The sequence below is a fragment of the Bacillus sp. FJAT-29790 genome (genome assembly GCF_019039215.1).
Taxonomy (GTDB): Bacteria; Bacillota; Bacilli; order Bacillales; family Cytobacillaceae; genus Cytobacillus.
On sequence record NZ_JAHNZZ010000004.1, the window covers coordinates 302201 to 321964 of the forward strand.

Sequence of the window (19764 nt, forward strand, 5' to 3'; positions counted from 1 at the left end):
ATTGAATGACACTTGCTATTTTTGGTGGAAAACCAGTTCGTGATACATATTTAGCTTATGGGCAGCAGTGGATTGATGAAGAAGATGTTCAAATTGTGGTCGAGACATTGAAAAGTCCGTTTATCACACAAGGACCGAAAATTGAAGAGTTCGAACAATCAGTGGCGCGATATGCAGGGACTAAATATGCTGTGGCGTTTGCGAATGGGACGGCCGCCTTGCACGGGGCTTGTTTTGCTGCGGGAATCGGTACTGGTGACGAGGTGATCACCTCACCAATTACCTTTGCAGCTAGTGCGAATAGTGTTTTGTATTGTGGAGGAAAGCCGGTTTTTGTCGATATTGACGAGAGAACCTACAATATTGATCCTCATAAAATTAGTGCTGCTATCACACCAAACACAAAAGCGATTATCCCTGTAGATTTTACTGGTCAGCCTGTGGATATGGATAAGATTTGCAAAATAGCAAATGAGCATAATTTAGTCGTTATTGAGGATGCAGCTCATTCTTTAGGTTCTTCCTACAAAGGAAGAAAAGTGGGTACGCTAGCCGACATGACTATGTTTAGCTTTCACCCTGTGAAGCATATTACAACAGCTGAAGGCGGAATGATTGTCACTGATTCTGCGGAATATGCTGAGAAACTGCGTTTATTTCGTTCACACGGAATTAGAAATTATGATTTATCCAAAGATGAAGGTCCCTGGTATCATGAAATGGTTGAACTAGGATATAACTATCGAATGACCGATCTACACGCGGCACTAGGGATATCTCAAATGCAAAAGTTGGATGCCTTTGTCCAAAAAAGAAGAGAAATTGCAAATGTCTATAATCAAGAGTTTTCGAAACTGGAAGGCGTTAGAGTTCCTTTTCAATTAGAGGGTACCAAATCTAGTTGGCATTTGTATATGCTTTCGCTTGAATTAGAAAAGCTCAAAGTTGGCAGGAGAGAAATATTTGAAGCTATGCGCGCGGAAAATATAGGTGTCCATGTTCATTATATACCTGTTTATATGCATCCGTATTATCAAAAATTGGGATATGAAAAGGGCCTATGTCCAATTGCTGAGCAGTGGTATGAGACAGCTTTGACCATTCCGTTGTATCCGAAGATGTCTAGTTATGATGCTGAGTCGGTGGTTGAGGTAGTTGGGAAGGTTGTTGGGTATTTTTTGAAATAAATAACTTAAATAAAATGTAATCGAAAAGTTTTTTTACACCCTTTCTTTATCTCTTATTATGGAATAATTTGGTTTACTGAAAGAGGTTAGGAGAGAATAGTGTAAAAAAGCAGCTTGAAAGTTGTTAGCGAGAATAGAAAATTAAATTTTACCCCACTTTCTTTTATTAGGATTGGGGTTTATTTTTGTTGAAAAACGATAGTCCATCTTTAACTATCGATAACTTTTCGTACTTTCAATCGAGAAAAAGAAGAGCTTTGTTATTGTGAAGAGTATTTTGATATTCATTCATACTGTTTTTATAGGACTTTCAAAACGTATGATTGTAGTATATTCTTTGAGTAGGTACTTTTAACTATTTTAGTGGAGGTTTTTAGATGAGTTTTTTAAAAGAATTAGGTTCTTTCGTTGGGCAAGTTGCAGGTGATGTAGTAGGAGGAACTGTAAAAGTAGTAGGAGAAGTGACTGGTAGCAAACTAATTGAGGAAATTGGCGATGGCGTGAAACAGGCGTCATATTTTGCAGGTGATAAATTAGGAGAGGCAGCAAGTGGGACGTGGGACATTGCTTCTGGAATCATTACTCAAGATGAAGCAAAGTTAGATGAAGGGCTTGGTGATATCGGTAAAGCAGTTGGGGATACCGCTAAAGCAGCTGGACATGCAGTTTGCAATGTAGTTGATAATGGATCTAATGTTTTGGGAGGCTTATTGGATGGGGATAGTGACAGAATAGTTGAGGGTACAAAAGGGTTAGTAAAAGTTGGAGCTGTAGGCGCATTATCTTTTGGTGTTATTGATCTAATCGATGGGGTAGATCATTCAGTTTTGGAAAATGGCGATTCTGGAATGGCTGCCGTCGATCATTCACTACCAACTTCAAGCGATACAAGTCTCGTAGCTTCTGAGAGTGATGTAACTCTGGTAGAAAATCCTAATACGCATCATGTTGAACCACATTGGAGAACATTGTCAGATGGAACAAAGATTTGGGTTGATGGAGATGGGGACACGTCAATTAATACTTATGAAGGTTGGGAACAATCAAATCCGGACTATAGAATAAAAGGATAATTTACCTAATGGCAATTGAAGGCTAGTGGGTCTGATCCCACTAGCCTTCAAAGTATAAAAAAGTGATAACTGCATTCAGACCTTGTTCTCCTTTTGTCCTATAATGATTTCATCTTACCTTTAGCACTTTTCTGTAGACCTGTTAATACGATCAGGTTGAAATCGATTCTCCTAGAGAATTTCTACTCAACATAATAGCTCGTCTAATTTTCTCTTTCATTTAAAGCAAAAGTTTTAGTTGCTTTTTTAATGATTTGAAGAAACTTAGATGCGTTCATTCCGATCATTGGTTCGGGTGTTGGAAAGTGATAAGGTCCCTTTCTTCGCCTTTACACACGGCCTAGTAGCTAGAAAAAGCAATGGATCAATTATGACTTCCCCGAAAGACTATAGCCCCACATGCTACTCAACTGTATCTTAAGGTTTCTTGTCACTGATATCACCCGGAAATAATGTAAACAAGTTCCTGCGATTTGTTAAAAACAAAGACTTTTATTAAAAAACACACTCCCCTAGCCGATATAACCATTAGGATCATAACAGGGAGTTGTTCAAAAATATGAAAATTAACGGCATGGTTTCCTCTACTCGACCATTGGATGTTAATTCCAGTGCTCTAAAAGAATCGGTAGCAAAGATAGTAGAGGTAACAACTTTAAAAGAACAACATCAAGATAAACAGCTGAGTATACAGAACGATATTGATAAAGAAAAGAAAAAGGAATTAACGAAAGACGAGGCAGAACAAATTGTAAATGGAATAAATGAGTTTTTGAAGCCGAAATTTACTTCCTTAAACTTCAAAATGCACGAGGAATTAGATCGATACTATGTTGAGGTAATAGATAAGGAAACAAAAAAAGTCATTAGGGAAATTCCGTCAAAAGAGTTATTGGATATGTACGCGAAGATGACAGATTTTTTAGGATTGATTATTGATAAAAAGTTTTAGTTAGGAGTGTTGATTAACAATGGATTCTATTCGCTTTTCAGGTTTGGCAAGTGGCATGGATACACAGTCTATCGTAGAGTCGATGATGAAAGCTCGGCGTATGCCATTGGATCGAATTTTGCAAAAAAAGCAAGTGCTAGAGTGGCAACGTGATGATTTTCGTAACATGAATAAACTGCTAAAGGAATTTGATCAATTTATATTTGATGGGATTTTTAAACAATCGAAAATGTTAACGAGAAGTGCGGCTAGTTCAAATTCAGACTTTGTTGCTGCTACCGCTTCGGCTGAGGCAGGGAATGTTTCGTATAAAATTGAGAATGTTACTTTAGCTACGGTTGCTAGAGTTCAAAGTTCAGGGAAAATTAGTACCGACCAAACGAAAAAAATTGATCCTACAAAAAGTATATGGTCACAGCGGGATAAAATGGTGGGTGCAACATGGAAACAGGAAGAGGTTTCTAATAGTTTTACTGTACCTAAAAATGGTGCATCGGAATTTCAGCTTAATAAGGGAGCTATTTCAGCACTTAAAGGATTAAATACAGATGGAAAATTAGAGGTTCTAGAGTCAGATGGTACCAGTGTGGCTAAAGCTTACACGGTTTCATTAGGAAAAATCCCTAGTGCTCAATCACGTAATGCTGATACAGTCTATATAGATGAAGACACAGGAAAGGTGGTTTTTGGGGAGTCTCTTGCTGAAGGTAATAAATTTAATGTTAAATTTGACCATAATTATATGGAGTTTAATATAAAAACATACAATGAAGATGGGACTGCTAATACAAAAGCAGGTAATTTTAAGATGTCGGGTACGACATCACTGAATAGCATGTTTAACGAAATAAATAAATCTAATGTAGGTATTAATATTTTTTATGATAGTGGATCAGATTCGGTTGTTGCCCAGCGAAAAGATACCGGTGATTTAAGTGTTGGTGGAAAATCAATTGAATTTCTCAATGCTTCAGGAAATACGAGTGATTTCTTTTCTAGTACATTGAAATTATCTAATGTAGAATCAGGAACTAACGCTAAATTTACCATTAATGGATTAGAAACCGAACGAAAATCCAACACGTTCACCATGAACGATGTAACTTTTACCTTGAAAAAAAGTTCAACAACAGAATCCGCATCAATTAACGTCAAAACCGACACAGAAGAAATCTACAAAAATATTAAAGACTTTATCGATAAGTACAATGAGCTAATCGGAAAAATAAACGGGAAATTAACTGAAGACCGCTATCCATCCTTTACACCGTTATCAGATGAACAGAAAGCGGGCATGAAAGAGAAAGATATTGAGAAATGGGAAGAAAAAGCGATGAGTGGGCTGCTGCGCCGTGATACGCTTCTATCTTCGGGACTTTCAAAATTGCGTATGGATTTATATTCACCAGTCAAATCAAATGCAAACACCTTAATAAATCCAAAGTACAATCAATTAGCGCAAATTGGAATTACCACTTCAAAGGATTACTTAGAAAATGGGAAATTAGAAATTGATGAAAGTAAGTTAAAGGCTGCCATTGAAGATAATCCTGAAGCTGTCTATCAGCTGTTTATGGCAGATACAGCTGATCCGAAAAAACATGATCAAAAGGGCTTAGCACGCCGCTTACGTTCTACAATTGACGAGACAATGCGTAAGATCGAAGAAAAGGCTGGAAATACATTCAAAACCGAACATAACTACTCGATGGGTAAAGATTTGTTAAGAATGAAGAGTGATATTGATCGCTTTGAAGACAGATTAAAAATGATCGAAAAACGTTACTGGGATCAATTTAATTCAATGGAAAAAGCCATGCAGCGGATGAACGATCAATCATCCCAACTATTTGCACAATTAGGGGCAATGATGCCTAAATAGGTAATAATTTAAAGGAAGTCTGTTTTCTAAATGATTGTTGTATTTAAATAAGTTTTGTATAAAGTTGATTGAAGTGGAAGGTGCGAGACTCCTGCGGGAGAAGCGGGACAGGTGAGACCCCACAGGCGCAGAGCGCCGAGGAGGCTCATCGCCCGCCCCGCGGAAAGCGAACACCTGGAGCGGAAACCAACAGTTCAGATTTACAGAACCAACGGAATAAAAAAGAGGGTGAGTACCATGTCAGTACATAAACCATATCAAGCTTACAAACAAAATTCAGTCAATACAGCTTCACAGGGAGAATTAACTTTACTCCTATATAATGGCTGCTTAAAATTTATTAAGTTAGCCAAATTAGCGATTGAAGACAATAACATTGAACAACGTAATACAAATCTGATGAAGGCTCAGGATATTATCCATGAGCTGATGATCACTTTAGATATGAAAGTAGAGATTTCTAAGAGTTTGCTGCAAATGTATGATTATATGCATCGGAGATTAATTGAGGCCAATACAAAAAACAGCCTTGAAATTCTTGATGAAGTTGAACGATATGTGAATGAGTTTCGTGATACTTGGAAGCAGGTTATGCAGTTGGCGAAGAAACCACTTGTAGAGAGCGGACAAGCGTAGTGGAAATATTAGTGAAATTTATTAAAAAGACAAAACTGCTTTTGACGCATCTTGAGACAGAATCTCCATCTATTGAACGCGAAGAGTATATCGGCACGATTCATCAATTACTGGATGAAAGAGAGCAATTGCTTAGCCAATTACCTGATTTACATGCGCTAAATGAAAATGTAAAAGAAGAACTAATTCAACTAGAAACAAAAATTCAGTCCTTATTGTCTAACCAGAAAAGTGCAATCAAGCAAGACTTACAATTGTTGCAATTGCAGAAGAAAAAAACGAATAAATATGCAGACCCATATGGAAATGTATCCGTCGATGGGATGTTTTTAGATAAGAAAAAATAATTATCATTATAATCCGGCTTAGTTTTAAGTCGGATTTTCCTTTGTATAAAGCGTTTAGGTTTTGAGAATGGTTTTAAGTATGAATTATAGGGTAAGTCAATAATATTTCCAAGATGAATAAGATTAAGGAGGTATTCAAGTGGATATATCATTACTGTCGACGGCACTAAGCCGAGTTCAAGTCCAACAACAAGCTTCGATTTCGGTTATGAAGAAAGCGATGGATCAAGGGGAAGCGAATGTTAACCTGCTTAATAAGATGCTAGAGGAAGCAGATCTGCAAGCACTACAACATCTCGTACAGCCTCATTTAGGTGGTAATATTGATTTGAAACTGTAAAGAGAAACGTGGAGTAGCCAGAAGAAATGACGCAGATCGACAAAAACCAAGTTAATCTGTGAAGATGCAAAAATAATCTCGGTTTAAAAGAAAGGGATTTATTCTAATGAATTTCCCTTCACCATTCCGACAAATCCTCAAACTTTTTTCCAGTTTCAGCAGGAGTTTTATAGGGTAATATAGAATTGTACCTACATAGTCTTAATTGTTAAGACTTGGCGCTTTTGAAGGGCTGGCCATTTTAATTAAAAGGCCTGTCGGACGAAGGCGTACAGCATTTGTATAATGAAAAGGAGGAGTTCACTTATGAATTATAACATTCGTGGTGAAAACATTGAGGTAACTCCAGCAATTAGAGAATACGTAGAGAAGAAAATTGCTAAATTGGAAAGGTATTTTACTGAAACTCCTGACTCGAACGTACATGTCAATTTAAAAACGTATCAAGATAAAAGCTCTAAAGTGGAAGTGACGATTCCGATGCCGAATTTGGTGCTGCGTGCAGAGGAAGTTCATAATGATATGTATGCAGCGATTGACTTGATTACGGATAAATTAGAACGTCAAATCCGCAAGCATAAAACAAAGGTGAACCGTAAATTCCGTGAAAAAGGCAATTTACCGGCAATGTTTGTTACTCTGGATGATTCTGAAAGACCAGCAATAGAAGAGGATCACGATCTTGAATTGGTCCGTCAAAAGAGCTTTGATTTGAAGCCGATGGACAGTGAAGAAGCGATTCTGCAAATGAATATGCTTGGACACAGCTTCTACGTATTCACAAATGCGGACACAAGCTTAACTAATGTTGTTTATAAACGTAAAGACGGTCGTTACGGATTGATTGAAGCGCAATAATGTAAATGGGGGACCCTGCCAAATTGGCAGGGTTTTCTCAAGCCTGTTATCCATCTAGCATCTTATACTTCTCCTTCAAGGATTCCGGGGCCATTTTTACCATCTGCTGTAGAATAAAGGATGTAACAACGATATCATCTGTGACTCCAAAAAACGTTATGAAGTCTGGGATGAGATCAAGTGGAAGTATAAAATAAGCTAGTCCAAATAAAACTGGGAATAGCTTCCTCCTCATCGGCACTTCCCTCGAGAAAAAATATTCCTTCATAAAGGGAACGAATTTCCAAAACTTCAGGATAAATTTCAATCTTTTAATGAATTTCATTTTTTTCACCTTTTTCTATTCAGTCATCATGTTTTGATGGAAGGGAACAATGCTCCAAGGAATGGTTGCTACTTGTGGATCCCGGACACTGCTGGATGGAATACCTGATTGATTTAAGTGTTGTTCAAAATATAAAGGTTAATAGTAATCTTTGCAATGTTACAGTTTTCTGTTGTAAATGGACAAAGCCTAGTCAAATGAGTTAACAGAACCATGAAATTCAAAAAGAATAGTTCTATATAACGAAGATTGAATCCGCTCGGCTTCCTTGTGATGATTTCATTTTAAAATCTTATCACTAAAATAGCTAAAGGCAACATTACACAACTTTTTCCACTTCTACCCCACTATTGCAATTTTATCCTAAGCCACACTTTTGACGCCTTCAAGAAAATTCATCCTTGTTTACAACGGTTTGTCCGTGCCCCCATTCACCCCACTCCCGCATAAGTTGTCACTCCAAAGCGGAAGTGGTAATATTAATAAGGAATAATACGAATTTTTATGAGAGGGTTCTGCTGGTTAAAAGGGAATCTTTTTTTGTAGAGCTAATTTGAAAAAGAGGCGGAGTTACGCTGAAATTTGGAAGTTGTGCAAATTACTTTTTACAAAAAAACTGATCTCTATACTACAGTTGTCACGGTTTTTCTTTTTAAAGGAAAAGGTTGATTTCAATGCTAATTATCCTCTCATATCCAATATAAAGGAGCGTTTTCCATGCTTGGGATTTTAAATAAAGTGTTTGATCAAAATAAACGCGAAATAAAACGTCTCACGAGAACAGCGGAACAAATTGAAGCATTGGCTTCAGATATGGAAAAGTTATCTGATGATGAGCTTCGTGATAAAACGGAGGAATTCAAGGCGCGCTATCAAAAAGGTGAGTCATTGGATAATTTACTTGTCGAAGCATTTGCCGTTGTTAGAGAAGGAGCAAAACGGGTCCTCGGATTGTACCCATATCCTGTTCAATTAATGGGGGGCGCTTCTCTTCACGATGGAAACATTTCCGAAATGAAAACAGGGGAAGGGAAAACCTTAACTGCTACGATGCCAGTTTATTTGAATGCATTGTCAGGTAAAGGGGTTCACGTTGTAACTGTCAACGAATACCTTGCCAGTCGTGATGCCAGTGAGATGGGCCAGCTGTATGAATTTCTCGGACTGACTGTCGGTTTGAACTTAAACGGTCTTTCAAAAGAGGAAAAGCAAGCGGCTTACGCAGCAGATATTACGTATGGTACGAATAATGAACTGGGCTTTGATTATTTACGTGATAACATGGTTCTTTATAAAGAGCAAAAAGTTCAGCGTCCGCTATATTACGCGGTTATTGACGAAGTGGATTCGATCTTAATCGACGAAGCGCGTACACCATTAATTATTTCTGGTTCGGCCCAGAAGTCAACTGCCCTTTATATTCAAGCAAACGCTTTTGTCCGAACGTTAAAAAAAGAAGATGATTATACGTATGACGAAAAAACAAAAGGGGTTCAGCTGACGGAAGAAGGAATGACAAAGGCTGAGCGAGCATTTGGAATCGAGAATCTCTTCGACATTACACATGTTACCTTAAATCATCATATTACACAGGCGTTAAAAGCACATTCCAGCATGCATCTTGATGTCGATTACGTCGTTCAAGAAGGTGAAATTGTCATCGTTGACCAATTTACTGGGCGTCTGATGAAGGGCCGCCGCTATAGTGATGGTCTCCACCAAGCGATTGAGGCAAAAGAAGGCCTTGAAATTCAGAATGAGAGCATGACGCTTGCAACAATTACGTTCCAAAACTACTTCCGGATGTATGAAAAACTTGCCGGTATGACCGGTACGGCGAAGACGGAGGAAGAAGAGTTTCGTAACATTTACAATATGAATGTTATTGTGATTCCAACGAACCGAACGATCGCACGTGATGATCGAGCGGACTTGATTTATTCAACGACGGACGGGAAATTCCGTGCGGTTGTTGAGGATATTGCTGAGCGTAATAAAAAAGGCCAGCCAGTCCTTGTCGGTACGGTGGCTATCGAAACATCTGAAGTGATTTCTAAATATCTGACGAAAAAAGGAATCCGTCACAATGTCCTGAATGCTAAAAATCATGGTCGTGAAGCAGAAATTATCGCTGATGCCGGTGAACAAGGCTCGGTAACGATTGCGACGAATATGGCTGGGCGTGGTACGGATATTAAACTTGGCGAAGGGGTAAAAGAATTGGGGGGGCTAGCCGTTATTGGTACGGAACGACATGAGAGCCGTCGAATTGACAACCAGCTTCGCGGACGCTCGGGTCGTCAGGGTGACCCAGGGGTGACACAATTCTACCTTTCCATGGAAGATGAATTGATGCGCCGATTCGGTTCAGATAATATGAAATCGATGATGGAGCGTCTCGGAATGGATGATTCACAGCCGATCCAGAGTAAAATGGTCTCAAAAGCGGTTGAATCTGCTCAGAAACGGGTCGAGGGCAATAACTTTGATGCTCGTAAACAGCTTCTTTCTTACGACGATGTTCTTCGCCAACAGCGGGAAATTCTTTATACACAACGCAATGAAGTTTTAGAATCTGAAAATCTTCGTGAAATTATTGAGAAAATGATTATGACTTCCATTCAGCGTAATGTGGAGGCCTTCGCGCCAGCTAGTGAGGATGAGGAAGAATGGAATTTGCAGGGACTCATTGATTACGTCAATGGCAACCTTTTACATGAAGGAGATATCACGATTAATGATCTCCGCGGGAAAGAATCAGATGAATTAGCGGAGGCCATTTTTGCAAAAGTAAAAGAACGTTATAATGAAAAAGAAGAGATTTTGCAGCCCGAGCAGATGCGTGAGTTTGAAAAAGTCATCGTTCTTCGTGCGGTTGATTCGAAATGGATTGACCATATTGATGCGATGGATCAGCTCCGCCAAGGGATTCATCTTCGTGCATATGGCCAAATCGATCCGCTTCGTGAGTATCAGCATGAAGGCTTTGCGATGTTCGAAAATATGATTGAAGCGGTTGAAGAAGATGTAGCCAAGTACATCATGAAAGCCGAAATCCGCAACAACCTTGAGCGCCAGGAAGTAGTGAAGGGCCAGGCGGTCAATCCGAAGGAAGACGGAGAAAAGCTGAAGAAAAAGCCGGCAGTTAAACAGATTAATGTCGGCCGCAATGATCCATGTATTTGCGGAAGCGGGAAAAAGTATAAAAACTGCTGTGGGGTCTGATTGGATTTAACTTTATTTAGCAGTAGTCTCCGACTTCTATAAGTGAAGGGCTGGATGTAAACGGGTGTTCAATTCAGTGGGAGTTTGAACCCTGGCTGAATAAAGTTAAGGCTTCGGCGGATGCCTGAGATTTTTTAAAGGAATTTATTGAGCAAGCTAAGGTAAAAATCTGGGCGTAAATACACCAATCGCGAATTTGATTCATATTGAAGTGTATATTTGTATTTTTTAAGGGGGCCGGCGAGCCGTTCAATACAGCTTTGCCGGCTTTCTTTTTTTCTTTAGGCTATTTTCGTGAACTTTGTTGTTTGCAATTACTGCAATAAAGAAACCGCTTGAACAGAGTTTTTCGCGAGAAGAGAGTCAATAGGACTGCTCTATAAGCCCTTAAACCGAGTTTTACGCAAGAAGAAGGTCAATAGAACCGCTTTATAAGCCCATGAACTGAGTTTTACGCAAGAAGAAGGTCAATAGAACTGCTCTATAAGCCCATGAACCGAGTTTTACGCAAGAGGAAGGTCAATAGAACTGCTCTATAAGCCCATGAACCGAGTTTTACGCAAGAAGAAGGTCAATAGAACCGCTCTATAAGCCCGTGAACCGAGTTTTTCGCTAGTAGCTGTCCAATAGAACCGCTCTATAGGCCCATGAACCGAGTTTTTCGCAAGAAGATGGTCAATAGAACTACTTTATAAGTCCATGAGCAAAGTTTTTCTCTAGGAAGAGCCTTTCATTATTACGAAAAACGGAATGGAAGTTTTATTTAATGTGTGAATTTATTGTTTGAAACAGTATAATAAGTAAATACAATTTTTTAAGAGGTGACGGAAATGGAATTAGCAGATATTCGGCATGAATTGGAAAAAACCGCTAAGCGATTAGCGGACTTTAGGGGGTCTCTTTGACTTAGAAAACAAAGAGGCGCGGATTGCAGAGTTGGATGATACGATGCTTCACCCTGGGTTTTGGGATGACCAGCAGCAAGCGCAGGTTGTCATCGGCGAGCTAAATGGGTTAAAAGATCAAGTTCATGAGCTTTACGATTTAAATGAGACATTTGAAAATCTTGAATTAACGTATGAGCTTGTGAAAGAGGAAGACGATAAAGAGCTGCAGGAAGAGCTTGAGGATGAGTTGCAGGAAATGGCGAAGCGCCTCAACGAGTTTGAGCTCCAGCTTCTTCTTAGTGAGCCTTATGATAAAAATAATGCGATTATCGAGCTTCACCCAGGAGCTGGGGGGACGGAATCACAGGATTGGGGTTCTTTACTTCTTCGTATGTATACGCGCTGGGCGGAAAAGAAAGGCTTTAAAGTGGAAACTCTTTCCTATCTCCCGGGTGATGAGGCTGGAATTAAAAGTGTTACACTTGGAATAAAGGGTCACAATGCCTATGGTTATTTGAAAGCGGAAAAAGGCGTGCATCGCCTCGTAAGAATTTCTCCGTTCGATTCTTCGGGACGCCGTCACACTTCGTTCGTATCGTGTGATGTAATGCCAGAATTTAATGATGAAATTGCGATTGATATCCGAACGGAAGATTTGAAAATTGACACATACCGTGCGAGCGGGGCGGGTGGCCAGCACGTAAACACGACAGACTCAGCTGTCAGGATTACTCATACGCCAACCGGGGTTGTCGTCACTTGCCAGACAGAACGCTCGCAAATTAAAAACCGGGATCGCGCGATGAAAATGCTCCAAGCCAAGCTATATCAAAGAAAAATTGAAGAGCAGGAGCAGGCATTAGCCGATATTCGCGGTGAACAAAAGGAAATTGGCTGGGGAAGTCAGATCCGTTCATACGTTTTCCATCCTTATTCAATGGTAAAGGATCATCGTACAAACACAGAGTCAGGGAACGTTCAAGGCGTAATGGATGGAGAAATTGATCCATTTATTGATGCTTATCTACGTTCTAAATTAAGCTAATAGAAAAGCCTTTGCCAAATCGGATGAATTGGCAAAGGCTTTTTAAAATTGGAAAAATTGGCGATTGCCCTTTGATGAGAGAGAAGCGATTACTAGACGTGGATTCTTTTCTTAAGCTGATTAATTTCTGTATCATGAACACCGCTCTTTTCACTGAGGTGTTTAATATCAATCTTATTCCCTTCTAGTTCACTAGAAATAACGCGGAAGGTTTCCTTATCCTTATCTAAAAATATTTCAAGCTGCCTTAAATGACTTCTAAACTCAGTGGCATTATTTTTAGCTGCATCTTCGAGTTTGTGAACACTATCCTCAACATTCTCTAATCGACCTTCAACGTTCTCTAATCGATTTTCGACATTCTCTAATCGTCCTTCAACGCTCTCTAATCGATTTTCAACATTCCCTAACCTACCCTTTACTTCATTGAGTTCTTTTTCGATTCCATCAAATCTTTCATCAACTTTATCGAACCTTTCATCAATAGCATCGAATCGCTTAGAGTGCCCCTTTACCTGTTCCAAAATTTCATTAAGAATCTTTTCCATCTGATTTTCACCTCCTTTTTCGACATTATACCACAGCGTAGGAATAACAATTCTTAATAAGATTCAAAAATTGTTAATAGTTTATGGCAATAATCCACAACCTACTGAAAAAGGTTTTTGCAAACTATATTGTTATTTACCGTAATGCAATCTCGGTCAAAAAGAACAGCTTTAATAGACCTTAAACAACATTTAAGGAGCCCTGAAAAAGGAAGGTGGTGCCTGTGGATGAAGGTTTCACGTGAGTATGTTTTGGTGCTGGCAGGTGCGGCTTTTATTGCGATTTCTTTTAATGTTTTTCTGCTTCCGAACCGGGTAGCTTCTGGCGGGGTGAGTGGGATTAGTACGATCTTGGATGCTACGATGGGCTGGGAGCCTGCCTATGTGCAGTGGGCTTTTAATATTCCGCTTTTTATCGCGGGTGTTATTTTTCTAGGAAAGCAGTTTGGTGCAAAAACGCTAGCGGGAACAATTTTTTTGCCGTTTGTTGTATTTTTTACAAAGGATATTGGGCCATGGACACAGGACCCATTGCTTGCTTCATTATTTGGCGGTATCGGGGTTGGCCTCGGTCTTGGCATTGTGTTTCGGGGAAAAGCGTCAACTGGTGGAACGGATTTGGCTGCTCAGATCATTAATAAATACACGGGTCTCACATTAGGTACTTGTGTGGTGATTCTTGATGGGTTAATCGTTTTAGCGGCAGCGATTGTGTTTGATATTGAAAGAGGGCTATATGCCCTGCTAGCCTTGTACGTTACTAGCAAAACGATTGATATTGTTCAAGTTGGATTTAGCCGTTCGAAGATGACGATAATAATTACGGAAAGACAAAATGAAGTTCGCGAAGGAATTTTGCATAAAATTGATCGTGGTGTGACAAAACTAACAGCATACGGTGGTTATACTGATCATGAACGCCCAATTCTTATGTGTGTCGTCGATCAAACGGAGTTCACAAAATTGAAACAACTAGTTAAAACCATTGATCCGACTGCGTTTATCATCGTTACGGATGCCTACGAGGTAGTAGGTGAGGGTTTCAAACGGGCTTAAGATTGGTATAATATAGCTGTAATATGTATTTTTACCAGAGGGGGATAATTAAGTGAAAAAGAAGTTTCTAGCATTATTAATGGGTACTTCTCTTGTTCTTGCTGCATGTGGTGGCGGCGCGGCTACTGATAAGAACAAGGATACAGGCACTGCTGGTGAGACAACTACTGCTGGTGCAGGCGATGCCCAAAAGCTTTATGATCAAAAATGTTCAAGCTGCCATGGCGGAGACTTGTCGGGTGGCGTAGGACCGGCACTTGATAAAGCTGGTTCACATCTTTCAAAAGAAGATATTGAGGGGATCATTGCTAGCGGTAAAGGTGCGATGCCTGCAGGCTTGCTTAAAGGCGATGAAGCAACTCAAGTTGCAGATTGGTTAGCAAGTAAAAAGTAATAACAATAAATATTTTTTCGAGAAGCGTTCTGTAATACAGAACGCTTTTTTGTATTTATTTTACTAGGAGCAGAAATATGGAGAATATTGTTAATGAACTTATTTGTTTGGGGGAGTTGTACATGTATACAGAAGATTCACTTTATTATTTCTTGGCTGTTTTAATGGACTTATTCCCAAATACAACTTTCCACTATTACTTTACATCAAAAGGCTTCCATCTAATTACACATGCTTACATTTAGGAAAACAAGTCGTAATGTCATTTTATTTTTGAGGGCGGTGACAGAACCCAAATGCTTTGAAAAGAAACTGTAATATTTTTTCAGGCATTTTGACGAATTATGATGTTATAATGGGGTGTATGCAAATGGGAAGAGATTTCATGTTGGAAAAATTGGCGTGAGGTTTTTGTCTAATTGCTGTCGTTTTTTGGCGAATGATATAATTTGAGAATGATTGCTTTTGATTACTGGTGGGTTGCTGCTTGATTTTCTTTTAAAGAGTGTGTTTGCGCATCAAGCCATTCATTAACACAATAGATATTGGGTGATATAAATGATAGAAATGCAGGACGTATTTAAGAAGTATCCAAATGGGGTAATAGCTGCCAATGGCATTGACGTACGGATCAAACCTGGAGAGTTTGTGTACGTTGTTGGTCCAAGTGGAGCGGGTAAATCGACCTTCATCAAAATGATGTACAGGGAAGAAAAGCCTTCTAGTGGAACGATTACGATCAACGGGGTAAACCTCGCTAGTTTAAAATCGAGTAAAGTGCCGCTTTTAAGGCGCAATATCGGAGTTGTCTTTCAGGACTTTAAACTGCTCCCGACTTTGAATGTATTTGAGAATGTGGCCTTCGCCCTTGAGGTAACTGAAGAGCAGCCTAAATACATAAAAAAACAAGTAATGGAAACGTTGGAGCTTGTCAATCTGAAACATAAAGCTCGAATGCTTCCTACAGAACTGTCGGGTGGGGAACAGCAGCGTGTCTCCATCGCAAGGTCAATCGTGAATTCACCGAAAGTTGTGATCGCTGATGAGCCAACAGGAAACCTTGACCCAGACACATCATGGGAAATTATGAACATTTTTGATGAAATTAACACAAGGGGAACTACCGTTGTCATGGCGACGCATAATAAGGAAATTGTAAATAAGATAAAACATCGTGTCATTGCCATTGAAGATGGAAGAATTGTACGTGATGAGCAAAGAGGTGATTACGGCTATGAAAGCTAGAACCTTACGCCGTCATTTTAAGGAAAGCTTGAAAAGCTTAGCAAGAAATGGCTGGATGACATTTGCCTCGGCTAGTGCTGTTACGGTAACTCTTATTTTAGTGGGTGTTTTTTTCGTCATTATGATGAACTTGAATAAAGTAGCAACAACGCTTGAAGAGGAAGTGGAAATCCGCGTCCATATCGATGTTGCGGCAAATGAACAAGACCGAAAAGTTTTAGAGCGAAAAATCGAACATATTCCTGAAGTGAAAACTGTGCAATTTTCTCCAAAAGAAAAAGAGCTGAACAACATGATCGAAAGCTTTGGGGAAGATGGAGAAGCATTCAAACTGTTTGAACAGGACAATCCGTTAAACGATGTATTGGTTGTAAAGACGAAAAATCCGACTGATACAATGAATGTAGCGAAGAAAATTGAAAAAATGAACTACGCAGCTAAGGTGAAATACGGGCAGGGAAAAATTGAAAAACTATTCTCCGTCATTAATTTTAGTCGGAACGTCGGGCTAGTTCTCATCGTTGGCTTGTTATTTACGGCGATGTTTCTAATTTCTAACACGATTAAGATTACAATTATGGCCAGAAGAAAAGAAATTGAGATTATGAGGTTAGTAGGAGCGACGAATTCTTTTATCAGGTGGCCGTTCTTCCTTGAAGGGTTATGGCTCGGAATCCTTGGAGCGATCCTGCCAATAATCCTTATTTCAACATCCTATCGCTATGTCTATGATTACCTAGAGCCAAAGCTTAGAGGGAATTTTATGGAATTGCTCGAATTTAATCCGTTTGTATTTCAAGTGTCCGGTTTACTTCTCTTAATGGGCGCGTTAATTGGAATTTGGGGCAGTTTAATGTCGGTTAGGAAGTTTCTGAAAGTATAATTTGTGGGGGGAGCTTAGCTTCTCCCGCTTTTTTTTGTCTTTTTTAAAGGCGATAAAATGCACTATTTTGCATATAAACAAGGGATCGATCTGGCCGTGGTCCAGAAGTTACGAAACCATTCAAGTCAGGCAGAAACTTTGCGGTATATCGGGATTACGCAGGAGCAGATGGATGAGGTTGTGTTGAAGTTGGATTAAAAAATAAAGTTAACTAATAAAAATTAGGTTAACCATATGTTAAAAATATATTTATTAGTTAACTAAAATATTCAATATGATATAGGACGAATTGCTCCATTAAGTGAATTGTCTAATATTACATAAATTTGGCCCCCGATCAATAGATAGTTGTTCTCGGCTCTGAAAAAACAGATTACTCATTTTTCATTGTCACCTTCCTTCAGAGGTTAGTTCATTTCTTGTGTAAACATTGTGAGATTATCCGCAGATAAGGCAACATCTTCAAAGGCCTTCCCTAATTCACTTACTACCTTAACAAGCGAAACAAGTTCGTTTTCAATTTTGTTATTTTGTAGCTTCGTTTCACCCATCGTTGTGAGAATTTGTTCAAAGTGATCTTCTGTTTCTTCCATACTATTATTGCCGTCTTTCACGGCATCCCTTATCATTTCAAGCGATTGTGTTAACCTCTCTGCTTGTGAATTAGTATTTAATATTAGAGTAGCTACGTTCGTTACAGATTTCTTTGTTTCTTCGGAAAGTTTACGAACCTCTCCGGCTACAATAGAGAAACCTCTACCGTGTTCTCCGGCTCTTGCTGCTTCAATTGCTGCATTCAATGATAACAAGTTAGTTTGATCAGCAATACCAGTTACAATATTAACGATTTCCTGCATTTGTTTCGAGATTCCCAATAATACTTGTACATCACTTGATATGTTGTTAACGGAATTTTGGATGTTTGACATATTAATGTTCTGTTTATGTAGTTGTTCTTTGCCCTTTTGAGCACGTTCTTCTGCAAGTGTAGATAACTCTGCCCCTTTATTTGCAAAGAAAACAATTTCATTGGATTGAGCATTTAATTGTTGAAAAGAAGCATTCGTTTCTTCAGAGATTGCAGCAAGGTTTTGTGATGCACTTGCCACATGGTCTCTTATCAATGCCTTTTGCTCTTCTATTTCTCTTTTTAATCTGTCAGATTCAGAGTCATATGCTTCAAGAACTAGTTGTTGCTCTAGGTTTAAAATTTTTGATACAGATCTAATTGTTGAAAAATAATCATCCTTATTGATTAAGTTTTCTTCGATAATGTTCACAAGCGAAAGGAACAAGTCTTGAAATGCACACATATACCACTTTGTTTGAAGACCGACTCTAACATGAATATGAGCAATGCGAATTCTCTTTTCAAAATAAGTTGCATTTATGACCCCTTCAAACATTTCAGAAATGTGTTGTTTAAGTGTGTTTTTTAACCTATCAATGGAACTGTTATCATTAATAATCGTAAGTAATGAAGGTTCGTTTTCTAGGTTCTTGTAAAACCGATCAACGATATAATCAATTTTTTCAATAACAAATGGTTGAATATTATTAATTAGCCTAAGATCTTCTTCTGAAAGCCCTATCATTTTTAGTTGCTTTTCAACATCACTGCCCCTGTCTATGTTTAATTCTCCTTTTCTTTTTACTTCTGCTCCTTTTTCGATCGATTTCCTGAACTTGTTAAAAAACACTAGGTAACCCCCTATTATTCTCCTAATATATACGGGTAAATAATACCATAACTATGATGTTTAAGTAGTCTTTTTTACCAAACGTTTGTATTTTCAGTGAGTAGTCCCTATTGCAGGAAAAACAAAGGTATTATTTTTTAATTAATGTGCTAAGCGCATAGTATCTGAAAAATGCCGGCTTGAAACCTTGAAGATCATAGTGTGGTGTTTACCTCAGGTGCTGTGTAGTTTAAAATAATCTATTTATATGTCTAAATTCGAACTATAGTATTGATTGTATATATAAGCGCTTTCTATCAATATCCAAATTAGGTTGGATGGCGTGTGTGGCTTATACAAAGGATAATTAGAAATGTCCGTTGGGTATTAACCATGTAGATAAGATCGAAAGTGTGTGAAATTTACTTTAAAGAGACTTTGAACGAAAACAAGAAATAGATAATAGACATACATATTTAAAAAGACCCTGGTCTAATTATTTAATGCACTAAGTCTTTTTTTATTTGGAAAGGCTGTTTTCGTAAACTTTGTTGCTTTAATAGTGTGATTTTATATAAATCTGAGTTGATTGGAGCGGAAAGCAAGTGCCCGCAGCGGAAATCAACGGGAAACTTTTAAAGCCAAAAACAACAAACTATGCGAAAAGAGTTTGGGGAAGTAGGGTTGTTATCTCAAAACTGATTTATTTGTTGCGCTCTCCTAATTGGTATTAGGATAGAGATTTTTTTTCTTTAAAATGTGTTGACTTTTATTTATGCGGATAGTAATATTGTAAGTCCCGCTAAGGATATGTGATAAAAGAAATTTAGATATCACATAAATATTTTATATTAATAGTTGTTGACTTTACTATATCAATATAGTAATATAGGAAGTCCGCTAGTTAAAAAAGATATTATCTTTTTGCGGTAGAAGTTAAGGTGTGTATTGGATAAGAAGCTTTTTAACGCTAAATTAAAGAAATTTAGTTTTTTAAAAAAATATTTGACAATACAAATGACAAGATGGTATGATATAATCCTGTCTTAGAAAATAGTTCTTTGAAAACTAAACAAAACAGAAACGTCAACGTTTATTTTAAGTCTTTTTAATAAGACATTTTATGAGCAAGTCAAACTACTTTATTGGAGAGTTTGATCCTGGCTCAGGACGAACGCTGGCGGCGTGCCTAATACATGCAA

General features: G+C 38.4%; 18 protein-coding genes, 1 rRNA gene and 1 pseudogene. 16 read left to right on the plus strand and 4 right to left on the minus strand.

Translation table 11 applies throughout. The features are described 5' to 3' along the window. Positions 1-5: 5 nt before the first annotated feature. The 8 genes from pseC to hpf all read left to right on the plus strand — a co-directional run bounded on the left by pseC (position 6) and on the right by hpf (position 7275). On the plus strand, positions 6-1187 hold the full coding sequence (gene pseC / locus BGM26_RS19945; RefSeq protein ID WP_217042022.1) for a UDP-4-amino-4,6-dideoxy-N-acetyl-beta-L-altrosamine transaminase: 1182 nt from the start codon (positions 6-8) through the stop codon (positions 1185-1187). 377 nt (positions 1188-1564) lie between these two features. Next, positions 1565-2260, plus strand: coding sequence for a hypothetical protein (locus tag BGM26_RS19950; protein WP_217042023.1), 696 nt, complete (start codon positions 1565-1567; stop codon positions 2258-2260). Between the two features lie 559 nt (positions 2261-2819). Beyond that, positions 2820-3212: a flagellar protein FlaG gene (gene flaG / locus BGM26_RS19955; protein WP_254119785.1), complete on the plus strand. Its 393-nt coding sequence runs from the start codon at positions 2820-2822 to the stop codon at positions 3210-3212. A gap of 19 nt (positions 3213-3231) precedes the next feature. Then, on the plus strand, positions 3232-5094 hold the full coding sequence (gene fliD, locus BGM26_RS19960) for a flagellar filament capping protein FliD (RefSeq protein ID WP_217042024.1): 1863 nt from the start codon (positions 3232-3234) through the stop codon (positions 5092-5094). Between the two features lie 237 nt (positions 5095-5331). Next, the gene (gene fliS, locus BGM26_RS19965; protein WP_217042025.1) at positions 5332-5730 is read left to right on the plus strand and encodes a flagellar export chaperone FliS; all 399 of its coding nucleotides are present in this window, start codon (positions 5332-5334) and stop codon (positions 5728-5730) included. Further along, positions 5673-6077 carry a flagellar protein FliT gene (gene fliT, locus BGM26_RS19970; RefSeq protein WP_217042026.1) on the plus strand — a complete coding sequence of 135 codons (405 nt, stop codon included), beginning with the start codon at positions 5673-5675 and terminating at the stop codon, positions 6075-6077. The genes fliS and fliT overlap by 58 nt, the downstream gene beginning before the upstream one ends. 139 nt (positions 6078-6216) lie before the next feature. After that, on the plus strand, positions 6217-6417 hold the full coding sequence (locus BGM26_RS19975) for a YjfB family protein (protein ID WP_217042027.1): 201 nt from the start codon (positions 6217-6219) through the stop codon (positions 6415-6417). A 306-nt stretch (positions 6418-6723) separates the two neighbouring features. After that, entirely contained in the window at positions 6724-7275 is a 552-nt protein-coding gene (gene hpf, locus BGM26_RS19980) for a ribosome hibernation-promoting factor, HPF/YfiA family (RefSeq protein ID WP_217042028.1), read from the plus strand. 46 nt (positions 7276-7321) lie between these two features. Here hpf and BGM26_RS19985 read toward each other — a convergent pair whose 3' ends face one another. Continuing rightward, the gene (locus BGM26_RS19985) at positions 7322-7600 is read right to left on the minus strand and encodes a YkvA family protein (RefSeq protein ID WP_217042029.1); all 279 of its coding nucleotides are present in this window, start codon (positions 7598-7600) and stop codon (positions 7322-7324) included. Between the two features lie 717 nt (positions 7601-8317). On the opposite strand from BGM26_RS19985, the gene secA reads away from it, so the two are divergent. Beyond that, positions 8318-10825, plus strand: a complete 2508-nt coding sequence (gene secA / locus BGM26_RS19990) for a preprotein translocase subunit SecA (protein ID WP_217042030.1) — start codon at positions 8318-8320, stop codon at positions 10823-10825. Between the two features lie 830 nt (positions 10826-11655). Next, positions 11656-12757, plus strand: a protein-coding gene (gene prfB, locus BGM26_RS19995) for a peptide chain release factor 2 (protein ID WP_217042031.1) whose coding sequence is annotated in 2 segments (ribosomal slippage) — positions 11656-11727 and positions 11729-12757 — 1101 coding nt in all. Because the reading frame shifts where the segments join, the coding sequence is not laid out codon by codon here. A gap of 92 nt (positions 12758-12849) precedes the next feature. Here the strand turns inward: prfB and BGM26_RS20000 are convergent. Next, complete coding sequence (locus BGM26_RS20000) at positions 12850-13305, minus strand: hypothetical protein (protein ID WP_217042032.1); 456 nt, start codon at positions 13303-13305, stop codon at positions 12850-12852. Positions 13306-13533: 228 nt separating this feature from the next. Here BGM26_RS20000 and BGM26_RS20005 point away from each other — a divergent pair, with 228 nt between their 5' ends. From BGM26_RS20005 to ftsX, 5 genes are all read left to right on the plus strand, one after another. Continuing rightward, positions 13534-14361 (plus strand): YitT family protein, encoded by an 828-nt coding sequence (locus BGM26_RS20005; protein WP_217042033.1) that lies wholly within the window; start codon positions 13534-13536, stop codon positions 14359-14361. A 52-nt stretch (positions 14362-14413) separates the two neighbouring features. Beyond that, positions 14414-14755: a cytochrome c551 gene (gene cccB, locus BGM26_RS20010; RefSeq protein WP_217042034.1), complete on the plus strand. Its 342-nt coding sequence runs from the start codon at positions 14414-14416 to the stop codon at positions 14753-14755. 77 nt (positions 14756-14832) lie between these two features. Continuing rightward, complete coding sequence (locus BGM26_RS20015) at positions 14833-15000, plus strand: hypothetical protein (protein WP_217042035.1); 168 nt, start codon at positions 14833-14835, stop codon at positions 14998-15000. Between the two features lie 313 nt (positions 15001-15313). Next, positions 15314-16000, plus strand: coding sequence for a cell division ATP-binding protein FtsE (ftsE, locus tag BGM26_RS20020; protein ID WP_217042036.1), 687 nt, complete (start codon positions 15314-15316; stop codon positions 15998-16000). Continuing rightward, the gene (ftsX, locus tag BGM26_RS20025; protein ID WP_217042037.1) at positions 15990-16883 is read left to right on the plus strand and encodes a permease-like cell division protein FtsX; all 894 of its coding nucleotides are present in this window, start codon (positions 15990-15992) and stop codon (positions 16881-16883) included. Before ftsE ends, ftsX begins: the two co-directional genes overlap by 11 nt. 407 nt (positions 16884-17290) lie before the next feature. Here the strand turns inward: ftsX and BGM26_RS22050 are convergent, their stop codons facing one another. Continuing rightward, positions 17291-17992, minus strand: coding sequence for a methyl-accepting chemotaxis protein (locus BGM26_RS22050; RefSeq protein WP_483297829.1), 702 nt, complete (start codon positions 17990-17992; stop codon positions 17291-17293). A 111-nt stretch (positions 17993-18103) separates the two neighbouring features. Continuing rightward, positions 18104-18478 (minus strand): annotated as a pseudogene (locus BGM26_RS22055) (protoglobin domain-containing protein); the annotation flags it as partial. 1226 nt (positions 18479-19704) lie between these two features. Between BGM26_RS22055 and BGM26_RS20040 the strand changes: the two are divergent. Continuing rightward, positions 19705-19764, plus strand: a 16S ribosomal RNA gene (locus BGM26_RS20040); the annotation flags it as partial.